This is a genomic window from Bordetella sp. N, from assembly GCF_001433395.1.
Taxonomy (GTDB): Bacteria; Pseudomonadota; Gammaproteobacteria; order Burkholderiales; family Burkholderiaceae_B; genus Bordetella_C.
Map to the genome: position 1 here is coordinate 6,634,402 of NZ_CP013111.1, position 25,868 is coordinate 6,660,269.

Here is a 25,868-nt window from a genome sequence, read left to right on the forward strand (position 1 = left end):
GGGCTATGAAATTCGAACATCGGCCCGTACTGCTGGCGCCGACGGTAGACGCGCTGCTGCTGCCTCATTTCGGCCGCCGTGGCGGCGCCCGTAAGGCGGATGTTGCAGGGGCGGATGCGGATGCGCAGGACCCCCGGTTGGCCGGGGTGTATGTCGACGGCACGTTCGGCCGCGGTGGTCATACGCGGGAGTTGTTGAGCCGGCTGGGACCCCAGGCCCGCGTGGTGGTGTTCGACAAGGACCCCACCGCGATCGGGGTGGCCCGGGAACTGGCGGCCAGCGACGCGCGGGTGACGGTGGTGCACGACGGTTTCGCCACCATGCCGCAGGCGCTGGCGGACTTGGGCATCGCTCAAATTGATGGCGTCATGCTGGACCTGGGTGTTTCTTCCCCCCAGCTTGACGATGCAGGGCGGGGTTTTTCTTTCATGCGCGAAGGCCCGCTGGATATGCGCATGGATACGACGCGCGGCCCCACGGTCGCGGAATGGCTGGCGCAAGCCAGTGTGGACGAGATGCGGGAGGTCATAGCTGACTATGGCGAAGAACGGTTTGCTTTTCAGATTGCAAAAACGATTGCAGCTCGCCGCGCAACAGCGCCACTACGCACCACGCTCGAGCTTGCCGAGCTCGTCGCAGGCGCCGTCCGCACGCGCGAAAAGGGCCAGCATCCGGCCACACGCACCTTTCAAGCTCTACGGATTTACATCAATCGGGAACTTGAGGAGCTCGCTCGCGCCCTCGCGGCAGCTCTAGAACTGCTCGCGCCGAAGGGGAGGTTGGCGGTGATCAGCTTTCATTCGCTGGAAGACCGGATGGTCAAACAGTGCATCGCCGCCGCGGCCCGTCCGTCCAGCGAGACGATGCGCCGTATGCCCCTGCGCGAAGATGAGCTGCCACCCGCGATCATGCATTCCCTTGGGCGCGTCCTGGCCGATGACGAGGAAGTCGCGGGAAATCCGCGCTCCCGCTCGGCCATTTTGCGTGTGGCGGAACGCACTGACGCGCCCCTGCCTGCCGGCGGCAGCGCCGCCATGGTGCCTGGATTGGCCCCCGCAACGACCCCGGCGCGTGGCGCCGGCAAGGGGAAGCGCTGATGGGCAGGGTGAGCCTGGTCCTGGCGATGGTGCTGATGCTCTGCGCGATCTCCCTGGTGACGTCGCGTTATCAGTCGCGCCAGTTGTTCGTCGACGTCGACCGCGCCCAGGCGCAGGCGCGCGACCTGGAAAACGACTGGCGCCGCCTGCAGCTCGACCGGGCCGAACTGGCGCGCAGCGCGCGTGTCGATCATGCCGCCCGTGAAGATCTTAAAATGATCTCCATCGTGCCGAACCGGACGATCTATCTGAATCAGCCGCCGGTTCCGGTCAGCGGAGGGGCGCAATGAAGCGCTTGCCGTTCTTCGACAACCCCGTGCTGCGGGGTCAATTGCCGGCCTGGCGCGCGCGGCTCGTCCTGATTTTGCTGTTTTGCGGTTTCGTCACCCTGGGCGGCCGCGCGCTCTATCTGCAGGGCATCAGCACCGACTTCCTGCAGCAGCAGGGCGAGCGCCGCTACGAGCGCACGCTGACCCTGTCGGCGACGCGCGGCAAGATACTCGATCGCAACAACGTGGTGCTGGCCTCCAGCGTGCCTGCTCGCGCGATCTGGGCCATTCCGGAAGACGCCAATACCGCCACGGCGCCGCAGATGGCCACCCTGGCCAAGCTGCTCGACACGACGGTGAGCGACCTTACCGACCGTCTCAAGAATGAAGACAAGAACTTCGTGTACCTGAAGCGCCAGGTGCCGATGGACGTGGCGGACAAGATCAAGCAATTGGCCATGCCCGGCATCCATCAGCAGCCTGAAACGCGGCGCTACTATCCGGACGGCGCGGTCATGGCCCACGTGGTGGGCTTCACCAATGTGGAAGACCAGGGGCAGGAAGGCGTCGAACTGGCGTTCAACCAGGCCTTGCAAGGTCGCGCCGGTTCGCGCCGCGTGATCAAGGATCGCCTGGGCCGCGTCATCGAGGACGTGCAGGCGGTGACCACGCCGGTCGACGGCAAGGACATCAACCTGTCCATCGACACGCGCCTGCAGTATCTGGTCAGCAAGACGCTGAAAGACGCCATCGACCTGCACCATGCCCGCGGCGCCGCCGCCGTCATCGTCGACGCGCGCACCGGCGAAATCCTGTCGCTGGCCAGCCTGCCCACCTACGATCCCAACGATCGCGGTACCTTCCAGGTGGCCTCCATGCGGAACCAGGCCATCACCGATACGTTCGAGCCCGGCTCCATCATGAAGCCGTTCACCGCCGCGCTGGCCTTGGAACTGGGCCGCATCACGCCCAGCACGCAGTTCGAAACCGGCAACGGCCAGTTCCGTTATCAGGGCTCGACCATCAGCGACGTCAGCCGCAACGGCACCCTGACGGTCGCCGGCGTCCTGCTGAAGTCCAGCAACATCGGCATGACGCTGATTTCGGAGACCCTGCAGGCCCGCGAGATGTGGGACAAGTTCACCGAGCTGGGCCTGGGCCAGGCGCCGCAGTTGGGCTTCCCTGGCGCGGCTCCCGGCCGTGTGCGGCCGTGGGACCGCTGGCGCCTGATCGAGAAGGCCACCATGGCCTACGGTTATGGTCTTTCGGTGTCGCTGCTGCAGGTGGCGCGCGCTTACACCGTCTTCGCGCGCAATGGCGACATGGTGTCCCTGACCCTGGTCAAGCGCGACAGCGAACCGACCAGCGTCAAGGTCTATACGCCCAAGATCGCGAACATGATCCGTGGCTACCTGGAAGCCGCGGCGGGTCCCGACGGCGCCAAGCTGGCGCAAGTGCAGGGTTACCGTGTGGCCGGCAAGAGCGGCACCGCGCGCAAGATCGTCGACGGCAAGTACAGCCGTCAACGTTATCGCAGCTCCTTTGTCGGCTTCGCCCCCGTGTCGAATCCCCGTCTGGTGATCGCCGTCACCATCGACGAACCGCAGACTGGCGGCTACTACGGCGGCGCCATCGCCGCGCCGGTGTTCTCCGCCCTCATGGGCGGCAGCCTGCGGATGTTGGGCGTGCAGCCCGACGCGCCTTTCCAGTCCACCGTGGTGGCCGGGTTGCAGGAGCCGATGCGATGAATGCCGTGGCCGATCCGCACGCCCACCGCCTGCCCGCCGCCGATATCGTGCAGTGGCTGCGCGCGCGCGTGCCGGCTCAGGCCGACCTGCGTCTGGATTCGCGTGAAGTGGCCGCGGGCGATGTCTTCGTCGCCTGCCCGGGCGGAACCAGCGATGGCCGTCTATATATAGAGCAGGCTGTTCAGCAAGGCGCCAAGGCCGTGGTGTACGAGGCGGCAGGCTACGACGCCGCGCGCGCCGCCGCCGTCACCGCGATTGCGGGCGCCGTGCCTGTCCTGCCGGTGGTCGAGCTGCGCGGGCAATTGGGCCGCGTGGCCGACCTCTGGTACGGCGAGCCGTCGGCGGCCTTGAATGTCATCGCCGTCACCGGCACCAATGGCAAGACGTCCACCGTCCAGTGGCTGGCGCGCGCCCTGTCGAACAGCGGCCGGCCTTGCGGGGCCCTGGGCACCTTGGGCGCCACCTTGCCCGACGGCCAGGCCTTGCCCGGGCATCTGACCACGCCGGACGTATTGGCCGTGCATCGGCAGTTGGCGGTGATGCGTGATCACGGCGCCAGCTGCGTCGCCATGGAGGCATCCTCCATCGGCATCGAGCAAGGGCGCGTGGACGGCGTGCGTATCGGTATCGCCGCCTTCACCAACCTGACGCGCGATCATCTGGATTATCACGGTTCGATGGCGGCCTACGAGGCCGCGAAATCGCGCCTGTTCGACTGGCCCGGCCTGGTGCGCGCGGTCGTCAACGCGGATGACGCCGCGGGCCAGCGGCTGCTGGCGCGCCTGCCCGCGGAGCTTGCCTTGTCCTACGGTCTGGAGCAGGGCGCCAATGTTCGTGCCAGCGGCTTGAGCGCGACGACCAGCGGCCAGATCTTCACGCTTACGACCGCGCAGGGCGAAGCCCGCATCATGACCGCCCTGCTGGGCCGTCATAACGTGGAAAACCTTTTGCTGGTAGCGGGCGTGCTGACCGCGCTGGGCGGCTCGCTCGCCGATGTGGCGCGCGAGCTGGCGGCCGCGACACCGGTACCGGGACGCATGGAAGTCGTGGCGGCGCCGCAAGGGCTGGCCGCGGCTGGCCCCCTGGTGGTCGTCGATTACTCGCACACGCCGGACGCCCTGGCGCGCGCGCTGGCCGCGCTGCGGCCGGTGGCGCAAGCGCGCGGCGGCCGGCTGCTGTGCCTGTTCGGTTGCGGTGGTGACCGCGATCCCGGCAAGCGTCCGCTGATGGGCGGCATCGCCGCCGCCGACGCGGATGGTGTGTGCGTGACCAGCGACAATCCGCGCAGCGAGGATGCCGACGTCATCATCGACCAGATTCTGGCCGGCATGCCCGCGGCCCGCGCCGTGACGGTGCAGGCCGATCGCGCGCACGCCATCATGCAGACGGTGTGGGCGGCCGCCGCCGAGGATGTGCTGCTGCTGGCCGGCAAGGGCCACGAGACGTATCAGGAAATCGCCGGACAGCGCCTGCCGTTCGACGATCGCGCCTGGGGCGCGCTGGCGCTTGCGCTGCCGCAGGCGACGGGCGTGTCCACCGACACCCGCACCTTGAGCGAAGGCCAGATCTTCGTTGCGCTGAGCGGCGAGAATTTCGACGGCCACAACTATCTGGCGCAGGCGCAGCAGGCCGGCGCCCGCGCTGCCGTGGTCGCCCATGCGGTTGCCGACACCACGCTGCCGCAGTGGGTGGTGGGCGATACGCGCGCCGCGCTGTGCCGCATCGGCGCGACCTGGCGTGCCCGCTTCGACCTGCCGGTGGTCGGCGTCACGGGCAGCAACGGCAAGACCACCACCAAGGAAATGATTGCCGCCATCCTCGCGGAATGGCTGGGCGAAGACCAGCGTCTGGCGACGGCGGGCAATTACAACAACGATATCGGCGTGCCGCTGACGCTGCTGCGCCTGCGGCCGCAACATCGCGCCGCGGTCATCGAACTGGGCATGAATCACCCCGGCGAAATCGCCGCGCTGGCTGCCATGGCGGCGCCCACGGTGGGCCTGGTGAACAACGCGCAGCGCGAGCATCAGGAGTTCATGCACTCCGTCGAGGCCGTCGCGCGCGAGAACGGCGCGGTCCTGGCCGCGCTGCCGGAAGCGGGCTATGCGGTCTATCCGGGCGACGATGCGCACACCGGCGTCTGGGATGCCATGACGGGCACGCCGCGGGTACTGCGCTTCGGCTTGCAGGCCGGTCTGGACGTGTACGCCGAAGCGATAGAACGCGATGTGCTGAGCACGCGTTGCCGTCTGGTCACCCCGGCCGGTACTGCTGAGCTGACCCTGCCTGTCCCCGGTTTGCACAATCTGCGCAACGCGCTTGCCGCCGTCGCCTGCGGGCTGGCCGCGGGGGCGCCGCTGGACGCCGCCTGCCGCGCGCTGGCCAATTTCAGCGCGGTGAAGGGGCGCATGCAGCGCCAGCAAATGAGTGACGGAACGCTGCTGGTCGACGACACCTACAATGCCAATCCTGACTCGGTTCGCGCCGCCATCGACGTGCTGGCGCAATTGCCGGCGCCGCGCGTGCTGGTACTGGGTGATATGGGCGAAGTGGGTGCCAACGGACCGGCCATGCATGAAGAGGTCGGCGCCTACGCACGCGAACGGGGGATCGACGCCCTGTTCACCTTGGGCGAGGCCGCGCAAGCGTCCGCGGCCGCCTTCGGGCCGGCCGCCAAGGCCTGCGATTCAGTCGAAGACATCGTGATGGCGACGCGGGCCCTGAAGCCCGCCGCCGTATTGGTAAAGGGTTCGCGCTTTATGCGCATGGAGCGGGTTGTGAAGTTGTATTCGAGTGATGGCAGCCAGGTGCCTGCCGCACAGGGGGGCAAGCATGCTGCTTGAGATTGCCCGCTGGCTGTCTGACGATATCCGTACGTTCGGCGTGTTCGAATACATCACGCTGCGTGCGGTGCTGGCGTGCGCGACGGCGCTGCTGATCGGCCTGATGGCCGGGCCGCGCGTCATCCGCAAGTTGACCGCGATGAAAATCGGCCAGGCCGTGCGCGCCTACGGTCCGCAAAGCCATCTGGTGAAGAACGGCACGCCCACCATGGGCGGCGCGCTGATCCTCATCTCCATCGGCATCAGCGTGCTGCTGTGGTGCGACTGGAGCAATCGCTTCATCTGGGTGGTGCTGCTGGTGACGTTCGGCTTCGGCGCCATCGGTTGGGTAGATGATTACCGCAAGGTCGTGTATCGCGATCCGGAAGGCATGCGGTCGCGCACCAAATTTTTCTGGCAGGCCATCATCGGCCTGGTGGCGGCGGTCTATCTGGCTTTCGCCGTTTCGGCGCCGGCCAACACCGAACTCTGGCCTTTGTTCCGCGGCTGGGTGGTGAGCGGTTTCACCATGCCGCTGCCCACGCGCGCCGACCTGATCGTGCCCTTCTTCAAGACGGTGAGCTATCCCCTGGGCGTGCTGGGCTTCGTGGCGTTGTCGTGGTTCGTCATCGTCGGCACCAGCAACGCGGTGAACCTGACCGACGGCCTGGACGGCCTGGCCATCATGCCGACCGTCATGGTGGGCAGCGCGCTGGGCATCTTCTCCTACGTCATCGGCCGCGCGGACTATTCCAAGTACCTGCTGTTCCCCTATGTGCCGGGTGCTTCGGAACTCATCGTGCTGTGCGCCGCGCTAGGGGGCGCCGGACTGGCGTTCCTCTGGTTCAACGCGTATCCCGCCCAGGTGTTCATGGGCGACGTCGGCGCATTGGCGCTCGGTGGCGCGCTGGGTACCGTGGCGGTGATCGCGCGGCAGGAAATCGTGCTCTTCATCATGGGCGGCGTGTTCGTGGTGGAGACCCTGTCGGTGATGATCCAGGTCACCTGGTTCAAGTACACCAAACGTAAATACGGCGAGGGGCGGCGGGTCTTCCGCATGGCGCCCCTGCACCACCATTTCGAAGTCGGCGGCTGGAAGGAAACCCAGGTCGTCGTGCGCTTCTGGATCATCAGCATGATGCTGGTGTTGATCGGCCTCTCCACCCTCAAGTTGCGATGAGCGATACGGATACCACCGTCCCCGCGCCGGCTCTGGTCCTGATCCTTGGATTGGGCGAGACCGGCATTGCCGCCGCGCGCTGGTGCGCGCGTAGCGGCGCGCGGTTGCGCGTGGCCGATACGCGCGCCGAGCCGGGCGGACTGGACGTCCTGCGTGAGGCGCTGGCGGCCGCGGCAGAGCGGGGCGCAGAGGAATCCTCCGATGCCGCTGAAGATGTAGCCGCCGCGACGTCCGAGCCCGCGCCTGAGCCCGAATACCATCTGGGTCTGGCCAGTTTCGACACCAGCCTGCTGGACGGCGTGACCCAGGTGGTCATCAGCCCCGGCCTGGCGCCCAATCAGTCGCCCGCCCTTGAACTCATCGAAGCCGCCACCGCGCGCGGCATCGAAGTCATCGGCGAGATCGAATTGTTCGCCCGCGCGCTGGCGGCCCTGGCCGAGAGCCGCGATTACCATCCGCGCCTGGTGGCCGTCACCGGCACCAACGGCAAGACCACCGTCACTGCCCTGACGCGCCATCTGGTGGAGGCCGCCGGCCTGACCGCGCGCGCCGCGGGCAATATCAGCCCCGCCGCGCTGGTCGCGCTGATGGACGCGCTGGACGAAGATGACCTGCCGCAGGTCTGGGTGCTGGAGTTGTCCAGCTTCCAGCTGCACACCACGCACACCCTGGTGGCCGATGCCGCCGTGGTCCTGAACGTCACGCAGGATCATCTGGACTGGCACGGCGACATGCCGGCCTACGCCGCCGCCAAGGCGCGCCTGCTGGGCATGGCCCGTATCGCCATCGTCAATCGCGACGATGCGCTGACCCTGGCCATGGTCGAACGTATCGAAGCCTTGAACGTGCGCACCTTCGGCCGCGACGCGCCGGCCCTGGTCGGCGACCTGGGTCTGGATCAGGCCAGCGGCGTGGCATGGCTGACGTCCTGCGAACCCAGCGATTTCGATATTCCCGTCGAGGCGCCCAAGCGCCGCAAGAAAGACGCGCCGCCGCCCAGCCGTGAAGAAGGCCGCCGCTCGCGCCTGATGCCGGTGGACGCGCTGCTGATCCGCGGCCTGCACAATGCCACCAATACGCTGGCGGCCTTCGCGCTGGCGCGCGCCATCGACCTGGGCTGGGCGCCTTTGCTGCGCGCCGCCCGCGAGTACGAAGGCGAACCGCTGCGCGTCGAATTCGTGCGCAGCATCGGCGGTGTCGACTACATCAACGACAGCAAGGGCACCAACGTCGGCGCCACGGTGGCCGCGCTGGACGGTCTTGGCCAGCAGGTGGTGCTGATCGCCGGCGGCCTGGGCAAGGGCCAGGATTTCTCTCCCCTGGTCGCGCCCGTGACCCGGCATGGCCGCGCCGTCGTGCTGATCGGCAAGGACGGTCCGGAAATCGGCCGCGTGCTGGAATCCACGGGTGTCGCCTGCGTGTTCGCCTCTGACATGACGGACGCCGTGCGGCAGGCGCATGGCCTGGCCCAGCCCGGCGATGCCGTGCTGTTGTCGCCGGCCTGCGCCAGCATGGACATGTTCCGCAGCTATGTGCACCGCGGCCAGGTCTATAACGAAGTGGTGCAGGAACTGGCCCTGGATCAAGGAGAGGTCGCATGAGCCTGTTCGCCGACCTCACCGGCAGCGTCAACGCGGTTCGTCCCGGCCGCACGCGCATGCGTTCCTTCGACATGCCGTTGGTGATATCCGCCTCGACCCTGCTGGCACTTGGCTTGTTGATGGTGTACTCGGCCTCGATCGCCCTGGCCGACGGGCCGCGCTATGCGTCCTACGGGCAATACTATTTCGTGGTGCGCCATGCGGCCTTCGTCGCCGTGGGCCTGGTCGTGGCCGCCATCACGCTGACCCTGCCGATCCGCATGTGGCAACGCCTGGCGGTGCCGCTGTTCATGCTGGCGCTGCTCCTGCTGCTGGCGGTGCTGGTGCCCGGCATCGGCCGCGAGGTCAACGGCGCGCATCGCTGGATTCCCCTGGGTCCCTTGAACTTCCAGCCGTCCGAGCTGATGAAGGTCGCAGCGCTGCTCTACGCCGCCGACTACACGGTGCGCAAGCAGGAACACATGCAGAACTTCGTGCGCGGCTTCGTGCCCATGGCATGCGCGCTGGGCGGCGTCGGCATGCTGCTGCTGCTCGAACCCGACCTGGGCGCGTTCATGGTGATCGTGGCCATCGCCATCGGCATCCTGTTCCTGGGCGGCATCAACGGCAAGTTCTTCAGCAGCCTGCTGGCCGTGCTGGTCAGTACCTTCCTGATGCTGATCTGGCTGTCGCCCTGGCGCCGTGCGCGTCTGTTCGCCTATATGGATCCCTGGAACCAGGACAACGCCTACGGCAGCGCTTATCAGCTGTCGCATTCGCTGATCGCCCTGGGCCGCGGCGAGTGGCTGGGCGTGGGCCTGGGCGCCAGCGTCGAAAAGCTGCACTACCTGCCGGAAGCGCATACCGACTTCATCATGGCGGTGATCGGCGAGGAACTGGGTTTCGTCGGCGTCATGCTGGTCATCGGCCTGTTCGCCATCATCGTGCAGCGCGCCTTCGAGATCGGCCGCCAGGCGGTGGCCATGGAGCGCACGTTCGCCGGCATGGTGTCGCAAGGCGTGGGCATCTGGTTCGGCGTGCAGGCCTTCATCAATATGGGCGTGTGCCTGGGCCTGCTGCCCACCAAGGGCCTGACCTTGCCGCTGGTGAGCTACGGCGGCTCCGGCGTGGTGATGAACCTGCTGGCGCTGGCCATGCTGCTGCGCGTGGACTTCGAGAATCGCACGATGATGCGGGGAGGGCGGGTATGAGCCGCGTCGACGCTCCCTCGGTCATCACGCCCAAGGACCGGAACGGCGCTCCTCGCACCGCGCTGATCATGGCGGGCGGCACGGGCGGGCACATCATGCCCGGTCTGGCCGTGGCCGACGTGCTGCGTGAACGGGGCTGGCGCGTGCTGTGGCTGGGCAATCCGGAGCGCATGGAAGGCAAGCTGGTGCCGCCGCGCGGCATCGAAATGATGCCCATGCGCTTCCAGGGGCTGCGCGGCCGCGGCGTCAAGGCCCTGCTGCAACTGCCGTTCCGCCTGACGTCGGCCCTGCGGCTGGCCTTGGGCTATCTGTCCCGCTTGCGTCCCGACGTGGTGCTGGGCATGGGTGGCTACGTGGCCTTCCCGGGCGGCGTCGCCGCCGCCTTGCGGCGCGTGCCGCTGGTCGTGCATGAACAGAACGCGGTCGCCGGCACCGCCAACAAAACCTTGGCACGGATGGCGCGCCGCGTCCTCACCGGCTTCCCCGGCGTATTGCCGCGCGGCGAAGTCATGGGCAATCCGGTGCGCCGCGAAGTCTGCGCGCTGCCCGCGCCCGAACAGCGCTATGCCGGCCGCAGCGGTCCGCTGCGCCTGCTGGTGGTGGGCGGCAGCCTGGGCGCCCAGGCCTTGAACACCGTGCTGCCGCAGGCCTTGGCCTTGCTGCCCGCGGCGCAACGCCCGGCAGTGACGCATCAGGCCGGCGAACTGCATATCGAGGGGCTGCAACAGGCCTATGCCCAGGCGGGTGTGGACGCCGACTGCCGTGCCTTCATCGAAGACATGGCCGGCGCGCTGGCCGCTGCCGACGTGGTGGTCTGCCGGGCAGGCGCGATGACGGTGGCCGAAGTCGCCGCCGCCGGCGTGGCCGCGCTGTTCATTCCCTTGCCGAATGCCATCGATGATCACCAGACGGCCAATGCCCGCTATCTCAGCGATGCGGGCGCCGGCTGGATGCGGCGCCAGGCCGAACTGACGCCGCAATGGCTGGCGCAGTGGCTGGGCGAACGTGGCCGTGAAGAACTCCAGGCGGTTGCCGTCAAGGCGCGCGCTCGCGCGCTGCCGGCCGCCGCCCAGCATATCGCCGACGCCTGCGAGCAGGCAGCGAGGCGCGCATCATGAAACACCGTATCCAACACATTCATTTCGTCGGCGTCGGCGGCGCCGGCATGAGCGGCATCGCCGAGATCCTGCTCAACCTGGGTTATCGCATCAGCGGCTCCGACCTCAACGAGTCGGCCGTGACGCGCCGGCTGGCGGGCCTGGGTGTCGGCATCGCCATCGGCCACGGCGCCGCCAATATCGAGGGCGCCGACGCCATCGTGACGTCCACCGCGGTGGCGGGGGACAATCCCGAAGTCATCGCGGCCCGCGCCGCGCGCATTCCCGTGGTGCCGCGCGCCGTCATGCTGGCCGAGCTGATGCGCCTGAAGCGCGGCATCGCCATCGCCGGCACCCATGGCAAGACCACCACCACCAGCCTGGTGACCAGCGTGCTGGCGGCTGGCGGCCTGGATCCGACCTTTGTGATCGGCGGCCGCCTGAACTCGGCCGGCGCCAACGCCCGCCTGGGGCAGGGCGACTACATCGTGGTCGAAGCCGACGAGTCGGACGCGTCGTTCCTGAACCTGCTCCCCGTGATGGCCGTCGTGACCAATATCGACGCCGATCACATGGACACCTATGGACATGATGTGGCGCGCCTGAAGAGCGCGTTCATCGAGTTCACGCAAAAGCTGCCGTTCTACGGCACCGCCGTGCTGTGCGCCGACGATGCCAATGTGCGGGAAATCATTCCCTTCGTCTCGCGTCCCGTCACTACCTATGGTCTGGATGGCGACGCCCAGGTGGCCGGACACAATGTGCGCGCCGATGGCACCCGGATGCTGTTCGACGTGAAGCGGCGTGGCCGCAAACAGGAACTGCCGCCGCTGTCGGTGGCCCTGAACCTGCCTGGCCTGCACAATGTGCGCAACGCGCTGGCCGCCATTGCCGTCGCCACCGAGCTGGGTGTGGACGACGAGGCCATCAGCGGCGCGCTGGAAGCGTTCAACGGCGTGGGCCGGCGGTTTACCCAGGTGGGTGATTTCGCGGTGCCCGCGGCGCATGGCGGCGGCACGTTCACCGTCATCGACGATTACGGTCATCACCCGGTCGAGATGGCGGCCACCCTGGCCGCCGCGCGCGGCGCGTGGCCCAGCCGGCGCATCGTGCTGGCGTTCCAGCCGCATCGCTATACCCGCACCCGCGACTGCTTCGAGGATTTCGTGCGCGTGCTCGGCACGGCCGACGCCGTGCTGTTGACCGAGGTGTATGCCGCCGGCGAGCCGCCCCTGGTGGCGGCCGATGGCCGTGCCCTGGCGCGCGCGCTGCGCGTGGCCGGCAAGGTCGAACCGGTATTCGTCGAGGACGTGGCCGAGTTGCCTGCCGCGGCATTGGATTTCATGCGGGATGGCGATGTCGTCATCGTCATGGGCGCCGGCTCGATCAGCCGCGTGCCGGCGCAAATTGGAGAATTGGCATGACCGTTGCCCCTCAACAATTCGGCAAGGTCGGCGTGCTGTACGGCGGCCGCTCGGCTGAACGGGAAGTGTCCCTGATGTCTGGCGCGGGTGTGCACGAAGCACTGCGCAGCGCCGGCGTCGATGCCCATCTGTTCGATACCGGCGTGCAGACCTTCGCCGATCTGGAGCAGGCCGGCTTCGACCGCGTGTTCATCGCCTTGCATGGCCGTTATGGTGAGGACGGCACCATCCAGGGCGCGTTGGAGTTGCTGGGCATTCCCTATACGGGCAGCGGCGCCGCCGCGTCGGCGCTGGCCATGGACAAGGTCATGACCAAGCGCATCTGGCTGCAGCATGGCCTGCCCACGCCGGCTTTCGAAGTCCTCGGCGGCGATACCGAACTGCGCCTGGTGCCGGATCGCCTTGGCCTGCCGCTGATGCTCAAGCCGCCGCATGAAGGCTCGACCGTCGGCATCAGCAAGGTGCGCGGCTACTCCGACATGAAGGAAAGCTACGAGCTGGCCGCGCGTTTCGACGCGGAAGTGCTGGCCGAGCAATTCATCACCGGACGCGAATTGACGGTGGCCCTGTTGGGCACCGGCCGCGGCGCGCGCGCCCTGCCGGTGATCGAGATCGTCGCCCCCGGCGGCAACTACGATTACGAACACAAGTATTTCTCCGACGACACCCAGTATTTCTGCCCGGCCGACCTGCCTGCCGACCTGGCCGCCGAGGTGCAGCGCCTGAGCGTGGCCGCGTATCGCAGCCTGGGTTGCGAAGGCTGGGGCCGCGTCGACCTGATGCTGGACAAGGAAAACCGTCCCTGGCTGATCGAAATGAATACCTCGCCCGGCATGACCAGCCATTCCCTGGTGCCCAAGGCGGCCCAGGCCGTGGGCATGAGCTATCCCGAATTGTGTATGTCCATCCTTTCCGAGGCCGCGTGCAAAGTGCGCGCCCCGGCTCGTAACGCTTGACCTGGAAGATCCGTGTGGAACGACGCTCGCACCACCAACCTCATCGCGAACACGCTGGCCGTGTGCGCGGTGCTGGCCATGCTGGCCGGCGGGGTCGTGTGGTTGGCCAAGCGGCCCTATTTCAATCTGGCTGCCATCGAACTGGAGCCCATGCCGGATTCGCAACTGCATTATGTGTCGCCTGCGAGCGTGCGGGCGACGCTGGCTGGCGAAATGGTGGGCAACTTTTTCACGGTCAACCTGGACAACGCGCGCGAGCTGTTCGAGTCGGTGCCCTGGGTGCGGCATGCCTCCGTGCGCCGCATCTGGCCCAACACGCTGCGCGTGCGCATCGAGGAGCAGCAGCCGCTGGCGCTGTGGAACGAGAACCAGATGATCAACACCTGGGGCGAATCGTTCACGGCCAATACGGGCGAGCTGGACGACGAGGAAGCGTTGCCGCATTTCTCGGGGCCCGATGGCAGCGAAAGCCTGGTGGTGCAGCGCTATGCCGAACTGGCGCGCTGGTTCGCGCCGCTGGACATGCATGTGCAGGAACTGGATCTGAGCGCGCGCTATGCCTGGCGCGCCAAGCTGTCCAACGGCCTGCTGCTGGATCTGGGCCGCGATCCTGGCGCGGATGCGCCGGATCCCAACGGCCCGCCTGGCGCGCTGCCCTTCGCGGCGCGCATTCAACGGTTCGTGCAGGCCTGGCCGGCGCTGTTGCCGAAACTGGAGGGTCGAGCGGTACTGCAAGCCGATCTGCGCTATCCCAATGGCTTTGCCTTGGCGCTGGCGCCGCTCCCCGAGCCCGAAAAACCGAAACCGAAACCCATCCCCAAAAAGCGTTGACAACATGACCCGTGACATCAAGGACCTAATCGTCGCCCTCGATATCGGCACCAGTAAAGTGGTGGCGGTGGTCGCCGAGATCCTGCCGGAGAACCGCTTCGAGGTGCTGGGCCTGGGCCAGCACGAGTCGCGTGGCATGCGCAAGGGCGTCGTGGTCAATATCGAGACCACGGTCAACTCCATCCAGCGCGCGCTGGAAGAAGCGGAGTTGATGGCGGACTGCAAGATTCGCGACGTCTACACGGGCATCGCCGGCAGCCACATCCGCAGCTTCAATTCCAGCGGCATGGTGGCGGTCAAGGACAAGGAAGTGACGTCCACGGACGTCGCCCGCGTGATCGAAACCGCCAAGGCGGTGAACATTCCGACCGACCAGCAAGTGCTGCACGTGCTGACGCAGGAATTCATCGTCGACGGCCAGGAAGACATCCGCGAACCGATCGGCATGAGCGGCCTGCGGCTGGAAGTGCGCGTGCATATCGTGACGGGCGCGGTGAGCGCCGCGCAGAACATCGTCAAGTGCGTGCGCCGTTGCGGCCTTGAAGTGCAGGACCTGATTTTGCAACCGTTGGCATCCAGCCTGGCCTGCCTGACCGCGGACGAAAAGGAATTGGGCGTGGTGCTGGTGGACATCGGTGGCGGCACCACCGACGTGGCGATCTTCACTGGCGGCGCGATCCGCCACACCGCGGTGATCCCGATCGCGGGCGATCAGATCACCAACGACATCGCCGCCATGTTGCGCACGCCGACGCCGGACGCGGAAGAAATCAAGTTGCGTTATGGCGTGGCCAAGCAGGTGTTGGCCAGCCCCGATGAAACCGTTGAAGTGCCGGGCCTGGGCGATCGTGGTCCGCGCCTGGTGAAGCGGCAGGCGCTGGGCGCGGTCATCGAGCCCCGTATTGAAGAGCTGTTCACTCTGGTACAGCAAGTCGTGCGCGACTCCGGCTACGAAGATCTGCTGGCGTCGGGCGTGGTGCTGACGGGTGGTTCCGCGCAATTGCCTGGCATGGTGGAGTTGGCCGAGGACGTGTTCCTGAAGCCGGTGCGCGTGGCGGTGCCCGAGTACGAAGGCAGCCTTGCCGACGTCATGCGCAATCCGCGCTTCGCGACGGTCATGGGTCTGCTGCAAGAAGCGCGCATGCAGCGCGTGCGCGGTCGCAAGGTGGCCGCGCAGACAGGTAACTTCAAGAGCCTGCTGACGCGTATGAAAGAGTGGTTCATGAATTGATGAACGCGCGGTAAGGGAGCGTGTCCAACGTTCAGCGTTCATGAGAACGGCGAGTTGTTGGTAAGTATTTAGTAGTTAGCATCATTTAGTAGTGGCGGCATTTGTGAGTTGGTAGCAGACTGCATGGCACTTGGTTTTGTAGTAGTCGGGCAGTAATGGTTTAGCAGTACGAAAAGGGTAGCGGGCTGTCGCCGATACCCGGGGCGCGCCAGGATCGTAAGCGGTGCGCTGACGGAGGCGCTTCAAACCCGTTGCGGGTCATAGAACCGGCATCGGCTTTGAGGCGATTCACATAGAAAGCGGCATCGGGATATTTCGTGTGATTTGCGTTTAAGACTTGAGGGAGTCGTCAATCATGATGAACTTTGAAATGCTAGATAACAGCACCAAAGGCACCGTAATCAAGGTGGTTGGTGTTGGGGGCGCGGGCGGCAATGCCGTCGCGCACATGATCCGTAACGGCGTCAATGGTGTGGATTTCATCTGCGCGAATACTGACGCTCAAGCACTGGCGGCGACCAACGCGCCCGTGCAGATCCGCTTGGGCCGTACCGGCCTGGGCGCCGGCGCCAAGCCGGAACAAGGCCGTGCTTCGGCCGAAACCGCGCGCGAAGAAATCCGCGCCGCGCTCAACGGTGCCCACATGGTGTTCATCACCGCGGGCATGGGCGGCGGTACGGGTACGGGCGCGGGTCCGGTCGTGGCTGAAGTCGCCAAGGAACTGGGCATCCTGACCGTCGGCGTCGTCACCAAGCCGTTCACGTTCGAAGGCAACAAGCGGCTGAAGATGGCCGAAGACGGCATCGGCGAACTGGCCAAGCACGTTCACTCGCTGATCGTGGTGCTGAACGAAAACCTGTACGACCTGATGGACGAAGACGCGACGCAGGAAGACTGCTTCAAGTCGGCCGATGACATTCTGCACAATGCCTGCGCCGGCATCGCGGAAATCATCAACGTCGAAGGTAACGTCAACGTCGACTTCGAAGACGTCAAGACGATCATGGGCGAACAGGGCCAGGCCATGATGGGCACCGCCAGCGCCGCCGGCGCCGACCGCGCCCGCGTCGCCGCCGAGCACGCCATCGCCTGCCCGCTGCTGGAAGGTATCGACCTGCACGGCGCTCGCGGCGTGCTGGTGAACATCACCGCCAGCCGCTCGCTGAAGATGCGCGAAACGCGCGAGATCATGGAAACGATCCGTGGCTACGCATCGGACGACGCGACCGTGATCTTCGGCACCGCCTATGACGAGTCGATGGGTGAAAACCTGCGCGTGACCGTGGTCGCCACCGGCCTGGGCCGTGCCGCCAGCCGTCCGCAACTGGTGCAGAGCACGGCTGAAGTGCTGCGCACCGGCACCGACAACATGCCGATGGGTGGCATGCAGCACACCGGCGGCGCCGCTCCCCAGGGCGACTACCGCAATCTGGACATGCCGTCGGTGATGCGCAATCCGCGCAGCCAGGCATCGGCTCAGGTGCGGGCGCTGGAAAGCTCGGGTATGGATCACTTCGACATTCCGGCATTCCTGCGCAAGCAGGCGGACTGAACTAATCCTCATCCGACGGCTCCAAACTCCCTAGTCTCTTCCCTACCCGCTTCCCGGCGGGTAGGGAAGAGGGGAATTCCACCCTGCCGCGCGTCAATCAGGGACGCATGTTGAGCTTTTGCCGGTTTCCGTTTTGGCTATTGCTCCCGTCCGGTTTGTCGCTGCATTGCAATAGGGTTACACTCCTGGGATTAAGGCGGCATCTGCGGTCATCTTGCCGGCCTGTTCTCAAAAAATAAGATTCATTCCCATGTTCCGTCAGCGCAGCATTCAAAATCTGGTCAAAACGACCGGCGTAGGCGTCCATTCCGGTCGCCGGGTGGAGCTCACCCTGCGCCCTGCTGCGCCGAACACGGGTATCGTTTTTCACCGCATCGACCTGCCCGAGGTCGTCGATCTGCCCGCGACAGCGACCGGGGTCGGCGATACGCGTATGGCGTCGGTGCTGCAGCAGGGCAATGTGCGGGTCTCCACCGTCGAACACCTGATGTCGGCCCTGGCCGGCCTGGGTATCGACAACCTGCACGTGGACCTGACCGCTGAAGAAGTCCCCATCATGGACGGCAGCGCTGCAACCTTTGTCTATCTGCTGCGCTCGGCCGGCATCGTGGAACAGAATGCGCCCAAGCATTTCATCCGCGTGCTCAAGCCTATCGAAGTGCGCGAAGGCGAAGGACGCAACGAGAAATGGGCCCGCCTGGAACCGCACGACGGTTACGCGCTGGCCTTCTCGATCGACTTCCGCCATCCGGCCATCGATTCCACGGCGAATTTCGCCGAGATCGATTTCGCCACGCATTCGTACACGCGCGAAATCGCGCGTGCCCGTACCTTCGGCTTCGTCAACGAAGTCGAAACGCTGCGCTCCATGGGCCTGGCCCGTGGCGGCAGCCTCGACAACGCGATCGTCATGGACGAATACCGCGTGTTGAACAGTGACGGCCTGCGTTATGACGACGAGTTCGTCAAACACAAGATCCTCGACGCCATCGGCGACCTGTATCTGCTCGGCAAGCCCCTGGTGGCCCGCTACGTGGCGTGCAAGTCCGGTCACTACATGAACAACCAGCTGGCGCGCGCGCTGCTGGCCCAGCAGGAAAGCTGGGAACTGGTGACCTATGAATCGCAGGCGGCGGCGCCCAAGGCCTTCCGCTACGAGTGGAAGCTGGCCTGATCGGTGGCCTGATCAGCCGTCCCAGACTGACCTGAATTGACCGTACGCGGTCGCCGCCGGCATTTTGCTCCCGGCGGACGCTAGGACTCCGACGTCGGCTTGTGATGTTTCAGCAGACGCGCCACTGCATCGGCCAGCTTGCCTGGCCGCAGGTTTTTCTGCAGGGTGGCGAATGCCTCCAGGGCCGTATCATCCAGCGGCGCGGCTTCGCGCGGCGGTGGCGGCGGGGGCGGCGGTTTCATGCCGGCTTGCACCTTGACGGAGATTTCGTTGAGCTGCCAGCCAGCGGCCGACAGTGCCTGAGCCACGCGCGGCGCCATCTGGCGCAGCTTCGCCGCATGCGCGGCGCTGGGGACGGCGAGTTGCAATTTATCGGTTTCAATGCGTGCCACGCGGCACACTTCGCCCAGCGCCGGCGGTAGGATCTTGGCCACGGCAGCTTGAATCTGCATGTGCAGGCGAACGGTGGCCAGCATGCTGGCGGCATGATTGTCATGTCCCAGCCATCCCAGCGGGGTAGCCTGCTGGCGGCCCGGCGCGGAACGCGGACGACGGTATGGAGGTTTTTTCATGCCGGACAGAAAGGATAGCGAGCTTTGAAGATAGTCATTATGCATGCCCGCGGAAATTCGGACGGGCACCTGACCCTCGGTGGCGGCCGCCTGGCGTTCCTGATGGGAACCCTGCTGGCCCTGGCCGCGATGATCGGGGCATATGGCGCGTCCATGTACCGCAACCTGGCGCTGCCCCAGCCGCAAGCCGGCAGTGACATCACCCCGCTGGCCTCCGAGCAGGCCATCCGCAACGCGGCCTTCGTGCGCGACAACCTGAATATGCTGGCAGGGCGCGTAGGCGCCTTGCAGGCCAAGATGATCGGCATCGATGCCCTGAGCCGGCGCCTGGCGACGGCGGCCGGTGTGACCCTGATCGAACCGCAGGGCGATGGCAAGGTCACGGTGGCCGACGCCTCCGGGCAAAATGCCGGGGCGGACGGCAAGCCGGCGCTGATGAGCGCGGCCGATCCGCAAGCCGATGGCGTCATGGACGACAATTTCACGGATCGCGAGCCGCCCTCGCTGGATCCGGGATCGGCCCAGGCCCTCGGTCGCCAGCTCGATGCCCTGCTGGTCAATGCTTCCGCGCAGTCCAGCACGATGGACATGCTGGACGCCGCGCTGTCGCGCCGCTCCGGCGATCTGGCCAGGCTGCCCACCTCGATGCCGGTGGATGGCTTCGGCTATCTGAGTTCCTCCTATGGCTGGCGGCGCAACCCGGTGACGGGGCGCTACGCCATGCATGAAGGTGTGGATTTTCCCGCACCGCGGGGCACGCCCATCCTGGCCGCCGCCGGCGGCGTCGTCACCGAAGCCGGTTCGGAAAACGGCTACGGCAAGCTGCTGGAAATCGACCACGGCGACGGCATGAGCACGCGCTACGCGCATGCGTCGGAACTATTGGTGAAGAAAGGCGACGTGGTCGAACGCGGCCAGCTCGTCGCGCGCGTCGGGTCCACCGGCCGCTCCACCGGATCGCACCTGCATTTCGAAGTCCGTCTGGCGGGCCAGCCGCTCGACCCCAAACTCTTCCTCGGTCCGCCCGCGACCGCTCCGCCCGCCCTGGCCGCCACGCCGTCCACCAAGGGCGGCTGATCGTGGCAGGCACGCCATAGGCCGGGAAACCGGCCTGACCGACATGGCGTGACATTCCTGTCACACCGCGCCAGGGCTTTGTCCCCAGGTGCGTTACACTCGATCGTTTGCCAGCGGACGCGTCCGCTCCACCAACTAAAAGATCGCCGCACGGCGGGCGTCTCCCCAGGGGAGGCCTGGCGGGCGGCCCCAATACGCATGCTTTTTCTGCTCAAGAAACTCATCGGCAGTCGCAACGACAGGTTGCTGAAGCAATTCCGCAAAACCGTCAGCCAGATCAACGGCTTTGAATCCAGCATCTCTGCCTTGTCGGACGAAGCGCTGGCCGCCAAGACCGACGAGTTCCGCAATCGCTACAAGCAGGGCACGTCTTTGGACGACCTGTTGCCGGAAGCCTTCGCCGTGGTGCGCGAGGCCGGCAAACGGGTCTTCGGCATGCGCCATTTCGACGCGCAGATGCTGGGCGGTATCACGCTGCACAACGGCAAGATCGCCGAAATGCGTACCGGCGAAGGCAAGACGTTGATGGCGACGCTGCCGGTATATCTGAATGCCTTGTCCGGCCGCGGCGTCCATGTCGTGACGGTCAACGACTATCTGGCCCGGCGCGACGCCGAGTGGATGGGGCGTCTGTACCGCTTCCTCGGCATGAGTACCGGGGTGGTGGTGCCGCAGCAGCCCAATGAGGAAAAGAAAGCCGCTTACGCCGCCGACATCACGTACGGCACCAACAACGAATTCGGCTTCGATTACCTGCGCGACAACATGGAGTACCGCATCGAGGACCGGCGCCAGCGCGAGCTGTCCTACGCCATCGTCGATGAAGTCGACTCCATCCTGATCGACGAAGCGCGCACGCCGCTGATCATCTCTGGCCAGGCCGAAGATCACACCGAGCTGTATATCCGCATGAACGCGGTGCCGCCGCTGCTCGCGCGCATGCAGGCCGAGCCGAAGCCGCAGGAACCGGAACCCGAAGGCGACTACTGGGTCGACGAAAAGAGCCAGCAGGTCTACCTGTCCGAAGCCGGGCATGAACACGCCGAGCAGATCCTGGCCCGCCTGGGCCTGCTGCCGGAAGGCGAGTCGCTGTACGAGCCGCGCCATATCGCACTGATGCATCACCTGATGGTCGCCCTGCGCGCCAACACGCTGTTCTTCCGCGACCAGCAGTACGTGGTGCAGGACGGCGAAGTGGTCATCGTCGACGAATTCACCGGCCGTCTCATGGTGGGTCGCCGCTGGTCCGATGGCCTGCATCAGGCGGTCGAGGCCAAGGAAGGCGTCAAGATCCAGCACGAAAACCAGACGCTGGCTTCGATCACTTTCCAGAACTACTTCCGCATGTACGACAAGCTGTCGGGCATGACCGGCACGGCCGACACGGAAGCGTATGAGTTCCAGGAAATCTACGGGCTTGAAACGGTCATCATTCCGACCAACAAGCCCATGGTCCGCAAGGACCAGAACGATCAGGTCTTCAAGACCAACGACGAAAAGTTCAACGCCATCCTGGAAGACATCCGCGACTGCCACCAGCGTGGACAGCCGGTCCTGGTCGGCACCACCAGCATCGAGAACTCCGAACTGCTGTCGAGTCTGCTCCAGCGCGCCAAGCTCAAGCACGAAGTGCTGAACGCCAAGCAGCACGCCCGTGAAGCGGAAATCGTGGCGGAAGCCGGCAAGCCGGGCCACATCACCATCGCCACCAACATGGCGGGCCGTGGTACCGACATCGTGCTGGGCGGCAGCGTCGACAAGCAGGTCGACCTGGTGCGTGCGGATCCCGACTTGGCCGAGGCCGAGAAGGAAGCCCGCATCGCCAAGATCCGCGGCGAATGGAAGCCGATGAACGAGCAGGTCAAGGCCGCTGGCGGCCTGCGCATCATCGGTACCGAACGCCACGAGTCGCGCCGTATCGACAACCAGTTGCGCGGCCGTGCCGGCCGTCAGGGCGATCCGGGTTCTTCGCGCTTCTATCTGTCGCTGGAAGATCCGCTGATGCGCATCTTCGCCGGCGATCGCGTGCGCGCCATCATGGAACGGCTGAAGCTGCCGGAAGGCGAGCCTATCGAAGCCGGTATGGTGACGCGTTCCATCGAAACCGCGCAGCGCAAGGTGGAAGGCCGCAACTTCGACATCCGCAAGCAATTGCTGGAATACGATGACGTCGCCAACGACCAGCGCAAGGTGCTGTACGCCCAGCGTAACGACGTGCTGGAAGCTTCCTCGGTCAGCGAAACCGTGGAAAACCTGCGCGATGCCGCCGTCACGGAAATGTTCCGCAATTACGTGCCGGCCGAGTCGGTCGAGGAACAATGGGATATCCCCGCCCTGCAGCGCACGCTGGAAGGCGACTGGCAGCTGGAACTGCCCTTGGCCGACATCCTGGAAAAGGAACCCAACCTGACCGACGAAGACCTGCACGAGCGGGTCTTGCAGGCAGCGCGCGAGCTGTACGCCGCCAAGGCGGGCCAGGTCGGTACGGAAGCCTGGGGCCAGTTCGAGCGCTCCATCATGCTGCAGGCTATCGACCAGCACTGGCGTGAACACTTGTCGTCGCTGGACTTCCTGCGTCAGGGCATTCATCTGCGCGGCTATGCGCAGAAGAATCCCAAGCAGGAATACAAGCGCGAAGCCTTCGAGCTGTTCTCGGGCATGCTCGACCGCATTCGCGACGACGTCGTGCGGGTGTTGATGACCGTGCGTGTGCAGTCGCAGGAGCAGGTTGCCGAAGCGGAAGCCGAAGCCGCGCAGTCGCATGTGCAGAACGTGCAGTATCACCACTCGGACTACGACGAGGCATTGGCTGGTCAGGACGATGACCAGCAGGGCCAGGCGCCGCAGCGCAACGTCTTGCCCAAGGTGGGACGTAACGACCCTTGCCCTTGCGGCAGCGGCAAGAAGTACAAGCAGTGCCACGGCAAGCTGGTCTGACCAGCGCCGGCCCGGACGAATCGGAGGAGGCAGCCATGTTGCATGCGGTAGGACGTACTGAGTTCGATCACGCCGTGATCATGGTGCGCGATCGCCTGGAAGAACTGGCGCCGCACTTCGAGCGTCAGGGCTATACCCTCAGCGACACGGCGATCCACAACCTGGGGTCGTGGAACCGCCTGATCGTGTTGGAAAGCGCGTATATCGAGCTGCTGGGCTGGCCGCCCGGCAAACCGCCGGCGCGCAAGGAAATCGCCGACTCGCCGCTGGGGCTGGAAGCGCTGGTGCTGCGTACCAACGACGCGCAGGCAACCTATGAGCGTCTGCGCGATGCCGGCTTCGCCGTCAATCCGGTGCAGGTGCTCAAGCGCGATGCGCAGTTCGACGGCCAGGTCGTCGAGGCCCAATTCCATACCGTGCGTTTCGCCGAGCAGCCCGTGCCCGGCATCCGCATGTACTTCTGCCGTCACATCACGCCGGAGTATGTATGGACGCCGGCGCTGATGGACCACGCCAATGGCGCGACGTCAGTGACCCGCATCGACGCCCGTTCGCCGGACGCGCGCGCCACCGCCGAGGTCATCGCCCGCGTCGCGGACGTGCCGGTGGAAGCGGCCGGCGAGGGCTGGGACGTGCTGCTGGGGAATGTGCGGCTGCATGTCGCGCAGGACGCGGCGGCGAGCCAGCCGGGGTTGGTGGCGCTGACCCTGGAAAATCGCGCGGGCAGCCACTACACGCTCGATATCGGGCTATAGGTCGCCGGCTAACGGCGCGACGTACGCCTGCAATTCAGGCACCGGGCCCGTCCACGCTTCGATCTCGACCAGGGCCGACAGCGCGCTGGTGCCCTGCGACAGTTGCGACGTTCCGATGTCCAGCGTCAACACGTTCGGATTCCCGTGCCGTTCCACGTCCTTGCCCGGATCGAACCAGGCGCCTGTCGACATCACCAGCACGCCAGGGCTGACATCGTCATCCAGGATGGCTCCCGCCAAGCACGCCCCGCGTGCATTGAACACACGAACGACCATGCCATCCTCGATGCCGCGCGCCGCCGCGTCGCCGGGATGGATGCGTACCGGTTCACGGCCCTGAATCTTGTGGCGGCGCGATTGCGGCGCCGGATCCAGCTGGGAATGCAGGCGATCCGCCGGCTGGCTGGTGATCAGGTGCAGCGGCCACTGGCGCGCGGCGGGCGCCCCCAGCCATTCGGCGGGCGGTAGCCAGCACGGATGCGGCGGGCAATCCGCATAAGCAAAGCCCGCCACCTTTTGGGAATACAACTCGATGCGGCCCGAAGGCGTCTGCAGCGGGTGCTCCGCCGGATCGCGGCGGAAGTCCTCGAACAGGATGAAGTCCCGATCTCCTTCCGGGATCTCGATATGCCCTTGTTCCCAGAAGGCTTCGAAGGGCGGCGCGTCGGGCACGGCGATGGCGCCTTTGCGCCAGCGCTCGGCCATGCGGGCATAGACGTGGCGTATCCACGCCATTTCGTCACGGCCCTCGGTGAACTCGGCTTCGAAGCCGCCCAGTGCCGCCAGCTCGCGATAGATATCGAAGTCGTTGCGGCTCTGGCCCTGCGGCGGCAGGGCCTGGTGCATGGCGAAGACGTAGCGGTCGCGCGTCGAGCCGCCGATGTCGTTACGCTCCAGCGTGGTGGTGGCAGGCAGGACGATATCCGCGCGCTTGGCGGTGGGGGTCCACCAGCTTTCGTGCACGATGATGGTTTCCGGCTTGCGCCAGGCGCGTTCGAGACGGTTCAGGTCCTGGTGATGATGGAAGGGATTGCCGCCAGCCCAATAGACCAGGCGCACGTCCGGATAGATGCCGGCGCGGCCGTTGAACTGGTATTCGGCGCCCGGGGCCAGCAGCATGTCGGCGATGCGGGCCACCGGAATCGAACGTGACGCCGGGTTGCGCAGGTCGGGCATCTCGGGCCCGGCCACGTCCGGCCTGGGATTGGAGGCGCTGTTGATCGAGCCGGTGCCGAAAGAGAAACCGCCGCCGGGCAGGCCGATCTGCCCCAACATGGCCGCCAGCGCGATGCTGGCCCAATAAGGCTGTTCGCCACGATGGGCGCGCTGCAGCGACCACGTGCAGTTGATCAAGGTGCGGCAGCCGGCCGCGGCGCGCGCCAGCGCACGGATCGTGGCGGCGGGGACGCCGCAGATCGCCTGGGCCCAGTCGGCGTCCTTGGGCTGGCCATCGCCGTCGCCGCGCAGGTAGGCGGCATAGGCGGCATAACCCTCGCAATGGGAGTGCAGGAACGCCTCGTCGTGGCGGCCCTCCGCCAACAAGGTATGGGCCATGGCGATCATCATGGCCGCGTCGGTATTGGGGCGGATAGGAATCCATTCCGCGTCCAGCCAGGGCGGTACGTCGCCGCGCGTGGGCGAGACGATGACGAAGCGCACGCCCCGTTCGGCCGTGCGGCGCAGCCACTGTTCGGTCGTGTGGGCGCCGGCGCCGCCGGCGATCATCTGCGCGTTACGCAGCGGCATGCCGCCGAAGGCCAGCAACAGGTCGGTGTGACCCGCCACGCTGTTCCAGTCGGTGACCCGGCCCGTCAGCGGCCGATACGTGCCGATCACATGCGGCAGCAGGAATTGCGCGGCCCCCCAGCTGTAATTCCCGGCCTGTTCAACGCAGCCGCCGCCGGCGTAAAGAAAGCGATGGGTCTGGGTGATGGCGCTATGTACCCGCCCGGCGGAGGCCCAGCCGTAGGAGCCACCGAAGACCCCATGGGGGCCGTGCTCGGAACGTACCCGTTGCAGTTCCTCATGCACCAGACGCAGCGCCTGATCCCAGTCGACCTCCACATAGCGGTCGCTGCCCCGGCCGCTGGTGTCGCGCGTCTTGCCCTGCGCGCCGCCGCGTTCCCGCAGCCAGCCCTCGCGCACCGCCGGCCGCCGCACGCGCAGGGGCGAATGGACCATGGCCGGCATGGCGTGTATCAGGCTGGAGGGGGCCGGGTCTTGCGGGAAGGGTTCGCAGGCGACCAGGCGGCCATCCTGGACCAGGGCGGTGTAGGCGCCCCAATGCGACAGGGTGGGGTGGCGGGTAATGGCGGACATGCGCGCATTGTCGCCCAGATCCCATGGCCTTGTTAT

At 66.2% G+C, this 25,868-nt stretch carries 19 protein-coding genes; 17 read left to right on the plus strand and 2 right to left on the minus strand.

Features of this window, described 5'->3' with window-relative positions; translation table 11 throughout:
• Window positions 1-5: 5 nt before the first annotated feature.
• The 14 genes from rsmH to lpxC all read left to right on the plus strand — a co-directional run bounded on the left by rsmH (window position 6) and on the right by lpxC (window position 18,172).
• Complete coding sequence (rsmH, locus tag ASB57_RS28660) at window positions 6-1,097, plus strand: 16S rRNA (cytosine(1402)-N(4))-methyltransferase RsmH (protein ID WP_057655359.1); 1,092 nt, start codon at window positions 6-8, stop codon at window positions 1,095-1,097.
• Window positions 1,097-1,387: a cell division protein FtsL gene (gene ftsL, locus ASB57_RS28665; RefSeq protein ID WP_057655361.1), complete on the plus strand. Its 291-nt coding sequence runs from the start codon at window positions 1,097-1,099 to the stop codon at window positions 1,385-1,387. The genes rsmH and ftsL overlap by 1 nt, the downstream gene beginning before the upstream one ends.
• Complete coding sequence (locus ASB57_RS28670; protein WP_057655363.1) at window positions 1,384-3,114, plus strand: penicillin-binding protein 2; 1,731 nt, start codon at window positions 1,384-1,386, stop codon at window positions 3,112-3,114. The genes ftsL and ASB57_RS28670 overlap by 4 nt, the downstream gene beginning before the upstream one ends.
• Window positions 3,111-5,957 carry a bifunctional UDP-N-acetylmuramoyl-L-alanyl-D-glutamate--2,6-diaminopimelate ligase MurE/UDP-N-acetylmuramoyl-tripeptide--D-alanyl-D-alanine ligase MurF gene (gene murF / locus ASB57_RS28675; protein ID WP_057655365.1) on the plus strand — a complete coding sequence of 949 codons (2,847 nt, stop codon included), beginning with the start codon at window positions 3,111-3,113 and terminating at the stop codon, window positions 5,955-5,957. Before ASB57_RS28670 ends, murF begins: the two co-directional genes overlap by 4 nt.
• The gene (gene mraY / locus ASB57_RS28680; protein WP_057655368.1) at window positions 5,947-7,116 is read left to right on the plus strand and encodes a phospho-N-acetylmuramoyl-pentapeptide-transferase; all 1,170 of its coding nucleotides are present in this window, start codon (window positions 5,947-5,949) and stop codon (window positions 7,114-7,116) included. The genes murF and mraY overlap by 11 nt, the downstream gene beginning before the upstream one ends.
• Window positions 7,113-8,717, plus strand: a complete 1,605-nt coding sequence (murD, locus tag ASB57_RS28685) for a UDP-N-acetylmuramoyl-L-alanine--D-glutamate ligase (RefSeq protein WP_057655370.1) — start codon at window positions 7,113-7,115, stop codon at window positions 8,715-8,717. Before mraY ends, murD begins: the two co-directional genes overlap by 4 nt.
• Window positions 8,714-9,907 carry a putative lipid II flippase FtsW gene (gene ftsW, locus ASB57_RS28690; RefSeq protein ID WP_057655372.1) on the plus strand — a complete coding sequence of 398 codons (1,194 nt, stop codon included), beginning with the start codon at window positions 8,714-8,716 and terminating at the stop codon, window positions 9,905-9,907. Before murD ends, ftsW begins: the two co-directional genes overlap by 4 nt.
• The gene (gene murG / locus ASB57_RS28695) at window positions 9,904-11,025 is read left to right on the plus strand and encodes an undecaprenyldiphospho-muramoylpentapeptide beta-N-acetylglucosaminyltransferase (RefSeq protein ID WP_057655374.1); all 1,122 of its coding nucleotides are present in this window, start codon (window positions 9,904-9,906) and stop codon (window positions 11,023-11,025) included. Before ftsW ends, murG begins: the two co-directional genes overlap by 4 nt.
• The gene (murC, locus tag ASB57_RS28700; RefSeq protein WP_057655376.1) at window positions 11,022-12,428 is read left to right on the plus strand and encodes a UDP-N-acetylmuramate--L-alanine ligase; all 1,407 of its coding nucleotides are present in this window, start codon (window positions 11,022-11,024) and stop codon (window positions 12,426-12,428) included. Before murG ends, murC begins: the two co-directional genes overlap by 4 nt.
• Window positions 12,425-13,384 carry a D-alanine--D-alanine ligase gene (locus tag ASB57_RS28705; RefSeq protein ID WP_057655379.1) on the plus strand — a complete coding sequence of 320 codons (960 nt, stop codon included), beginning with the start codon at window positions 12,425-12,427 and terminating at the stop codon, window positions 13,382-13,384. Before murC ends, ASB57_RS28705 begins: the two co-directional genes overlap by 4 nt.
• Window positions 13,385-13,396: 12 nt before the next feature.
• Window positions 13,397-14,215, plus strand: a complete 819-nt coding sequence (locus ASB57_RS28710) for a cell division protein FtsQ/DivIB (RefSeq protein WP_057655381.1) — start codon at window positions 13,397-13,399, stop codon at window positions 14,213-14,215.
• A gap of 4 nt (window positions 14,216-14,219) precedes the next feature.
• The gene (gene ftsA, locus ASB57_RS28715; protein WP_057655383.1) at window positions 14,220-15,446 is read left to right on the plus strand and encodes a cell division protein FtsA; all 1,227 of its coding nucleotides are present in this window, start codon (window positions 14,220-14,222) and stop codon (window positions 15,444-15,446) included.
• Window positions 15,447-15,801: 355 nt separating this feature from the next.
• Entirely contained in the window at window positions 15,802-16,998 is a 1,197-nt protein-coding gene (gene ftsZ, locus ASB57_RS28720) for a cell division protein FtsZ (protein ID WP_057655385.1), read from the plus strand.
• A 250-nt stretch (window positions 16,999-17,248) separates the two neighbouring features.
• Window positions 17,249-18,172 (plus strand): UDP-3-O-acyl-N-acetylglucosamine deacetylase, encoded by a 924-nt coding sequence (gene lpxC / locus ASB57_RS28725; protein WP_057655387.1) that lies wholly within the window; start codon window positions 17,249-17,251, stop codon window positions 18,170-18,172.
• Between the two features lie 80 nt (window positions 18,173-18,252).
• Here lpxC and ASB57_RS28730 read toward each other — a convergent pair whose 3' ends face one another.
• Window positions 18,253-18,744, minus strand: coding sequence for a DciA family protein (locus ASB57_RS28730; protein ID WP_057656529.1), 492 nt, complete (start codon window positions 18,742-18,744; stop codon window positions 18,253-18,255).
• 39 nt (window positions 18,745-18,783) lie between these two features.
• On the opposite strand from ASB57_RS28730, the gene ASB57_RS28735 reads away from it, so the two are divergent.
• From ASB57_RS28735 to ASB57_RS28745, 3 genes are all read left to right on the plus strand, one after another.
• On the plus strand, window positions 18,784-19,821 hold the full coding sequence (locus ASB57_RS28735; protein WP_057655389.1) for a M23 family metallopeptidase: 1,038 nt from the start codon (window positions 18,784-18,786) through the stop codon (window positions 19,819-19,821).
• Between the two features lie 198 nt (window positions 19,822-20,019).
• Window positions 20,020-22,758 carry a preprotein translocase subunit SecA gene (gene secA, locus ASB57_RS28740; protein ID WP_057655390.1) on the plus strand — a complete coding sequence of 913 codons (2,739 nt, stop codon included), beginning with the start codon at window positions 20,020-20,022 and terminating at the stop codon, window positions 22,756-22,758.
• 35 nt (window positions 22,759-22,793) lie between these two features.
• Complete coding sequence (locus ASB57_RS28745; protein ID WP_057655393.1) at window positions 22,794-23,513, plus strand: VOC family protein; 720 nt, start codon at window positions 22,794-22,796, stop codon at window positions 23,511-23,513.
• On the opposite strand, the gene ASB57_RS28750 is transcribed toward ASB57_RS28745, so the two are convergent.
• Window positions 23,508-25,832: a molybdopterin-dependent oxidoreductase gene (locus tag ASB57_RS28750; protein WP_057655395.1), complete on the minus strand. Its 2,325-nt coding sequence runs from the start codon at window positions 25,830-25,832 to the stop codon at window positions 23,508-23,510. The two genes, ASB57_RS28745 and ASB57_RS28750, sit on opposite strands and share 6 nt — an antisense overlap.
• Between the last annotated feature and the right edge of the window lie 36 nt (window positions 25,833-25,868).

What these genes read in the sequence shown, in the direction of transcription:
- ASB57_RS28705 (WP_057655379.1), top strand. Translation starts at nt 12,425, where the DNA reads ATGACCGTTGCCCCTCAACAATTCGGCAAGGTCGGCGTGCTGTACGGC.
- ASB57_RS28735 (WP_057655389.1), top strand. Translation starts at nt 18,784, where the DNA reads ATGCATGCCCGCGGAAATTCGGACGGGCACCTGACCCTCGGTGGCGGC.
- murG (WP_057655374.1), top strand. Translation starts at nt 9,904, where the DNA reads ATGAGCCGCGTCGACGCTCCCTCGGTCATCACGCCCAAGGACCGGAAC.
- ASB57_RS28750 (WP_057655395.1), bottom strand. Translation starts at nt 25,832, where the DNA reads ATGTCCGCCATTACCCGCCACCCCACCCTGTCGCATTGGGGCGCCTAC.
- murF (WP_057655365.1), top strand. Translation starts at nt 3,111, where the DNA reads ATGAATGCCGTGGCCGATCCGCACGCCCACCGCCTGCCCGCCGCCGAT.
- rsmH (WP_057655359.1), top strand. Translation starts at nt 6, where the DNA reads ATGAAATTCGAACATCGGCCCGTACTGCTGGCGCCGACGGTAGACGCG.
- murC (WP_057655376.1), top strand. Translation starts at nt 11,022, where the DNA reads ATGAAACACCGTATCCAACACATTCATTTCGTCGGCGTCGGCGGCGCC.
- ASB57_RS28745 (WP_057655393.1), top strand. Translation starts at nt 22,794, where the DNA reads ATGTTGCATGCGGTAGGACGTACTGAGTTCGATCACGCCGTGATCATG.
- ftsA (WP_057655383.1), top strand. Translation starts at nt 14,220, where the DNA reads ATGACCCGTGACATCAAGGACCTAATCGTCGCCCTCGATATCGGCACC.
- ftsW (WP_057655372.1), top strand. Translation starts at nt 8,714, where the DNA reads ATGAGCCTGTTCGCCGACCTCACCGGCAGCGTCAACGCGGTTCGTCCC.
- lpxC (WP_057655387.1), top strand. Translation starts at nt 17,249, where the DNA reads ATGTTCCGTCAGCGCAGCATTCAAAATCTGGTCAAAACGACCGGCGTA.
- murD (WP_057655370.1), top strand. Translation starts at nt 7,113, where the DNA reads ATGAGCGATACGGATACCACCGTCCCCGCGCCGGCTCTGGTCCTGATC.
- ftsL (WP_057655361.1), top strand. Translation starts at nt 1,097, where the DNA reads ATGGGCAGGGTGAGCCTGGTCCTGGCGATGGTGCTGATGCTCTGCGCG.
- ASB57_RS28730 (WP_057656529.1), bottom strand. Translation starts at nt 18,744, where the DNA reads ATGAAAAAACCTCCATACCGTCGTCCGCGTTCCGCGCCGGGCCGCCAG.
- mraY (WP_057655368.1), top strand. Translation starts at nt 5,947, where the DNA reads ATGCTGCTTGAGATTGCCCGCTGGCTGTCTGACGATATCCGTACGTTC.
- secA (WP_057655390.1), top strand. Translation starts at nt 20,020, where the DNA reads ATGCTTTTTCTGCTCAAGAAACTCATCGGCAGTCGCAACGACAGGTTG.
- ASB57_RS28670 (WP_057655363.1), top strand. Translation starts at nt 1,384, where the DNA reads ATGAAGCGCTTGCCGTTCTTCGACAACCCCGTGCTGCGGGGTCAATTG.
- ftsZ (WP_057655385.1), top strand. Translation starts at nt 15,802, where the DNA reads ATGATGAACTTTGAAATGCTAGATAACAGCACCAAAGGCACCGTAATC.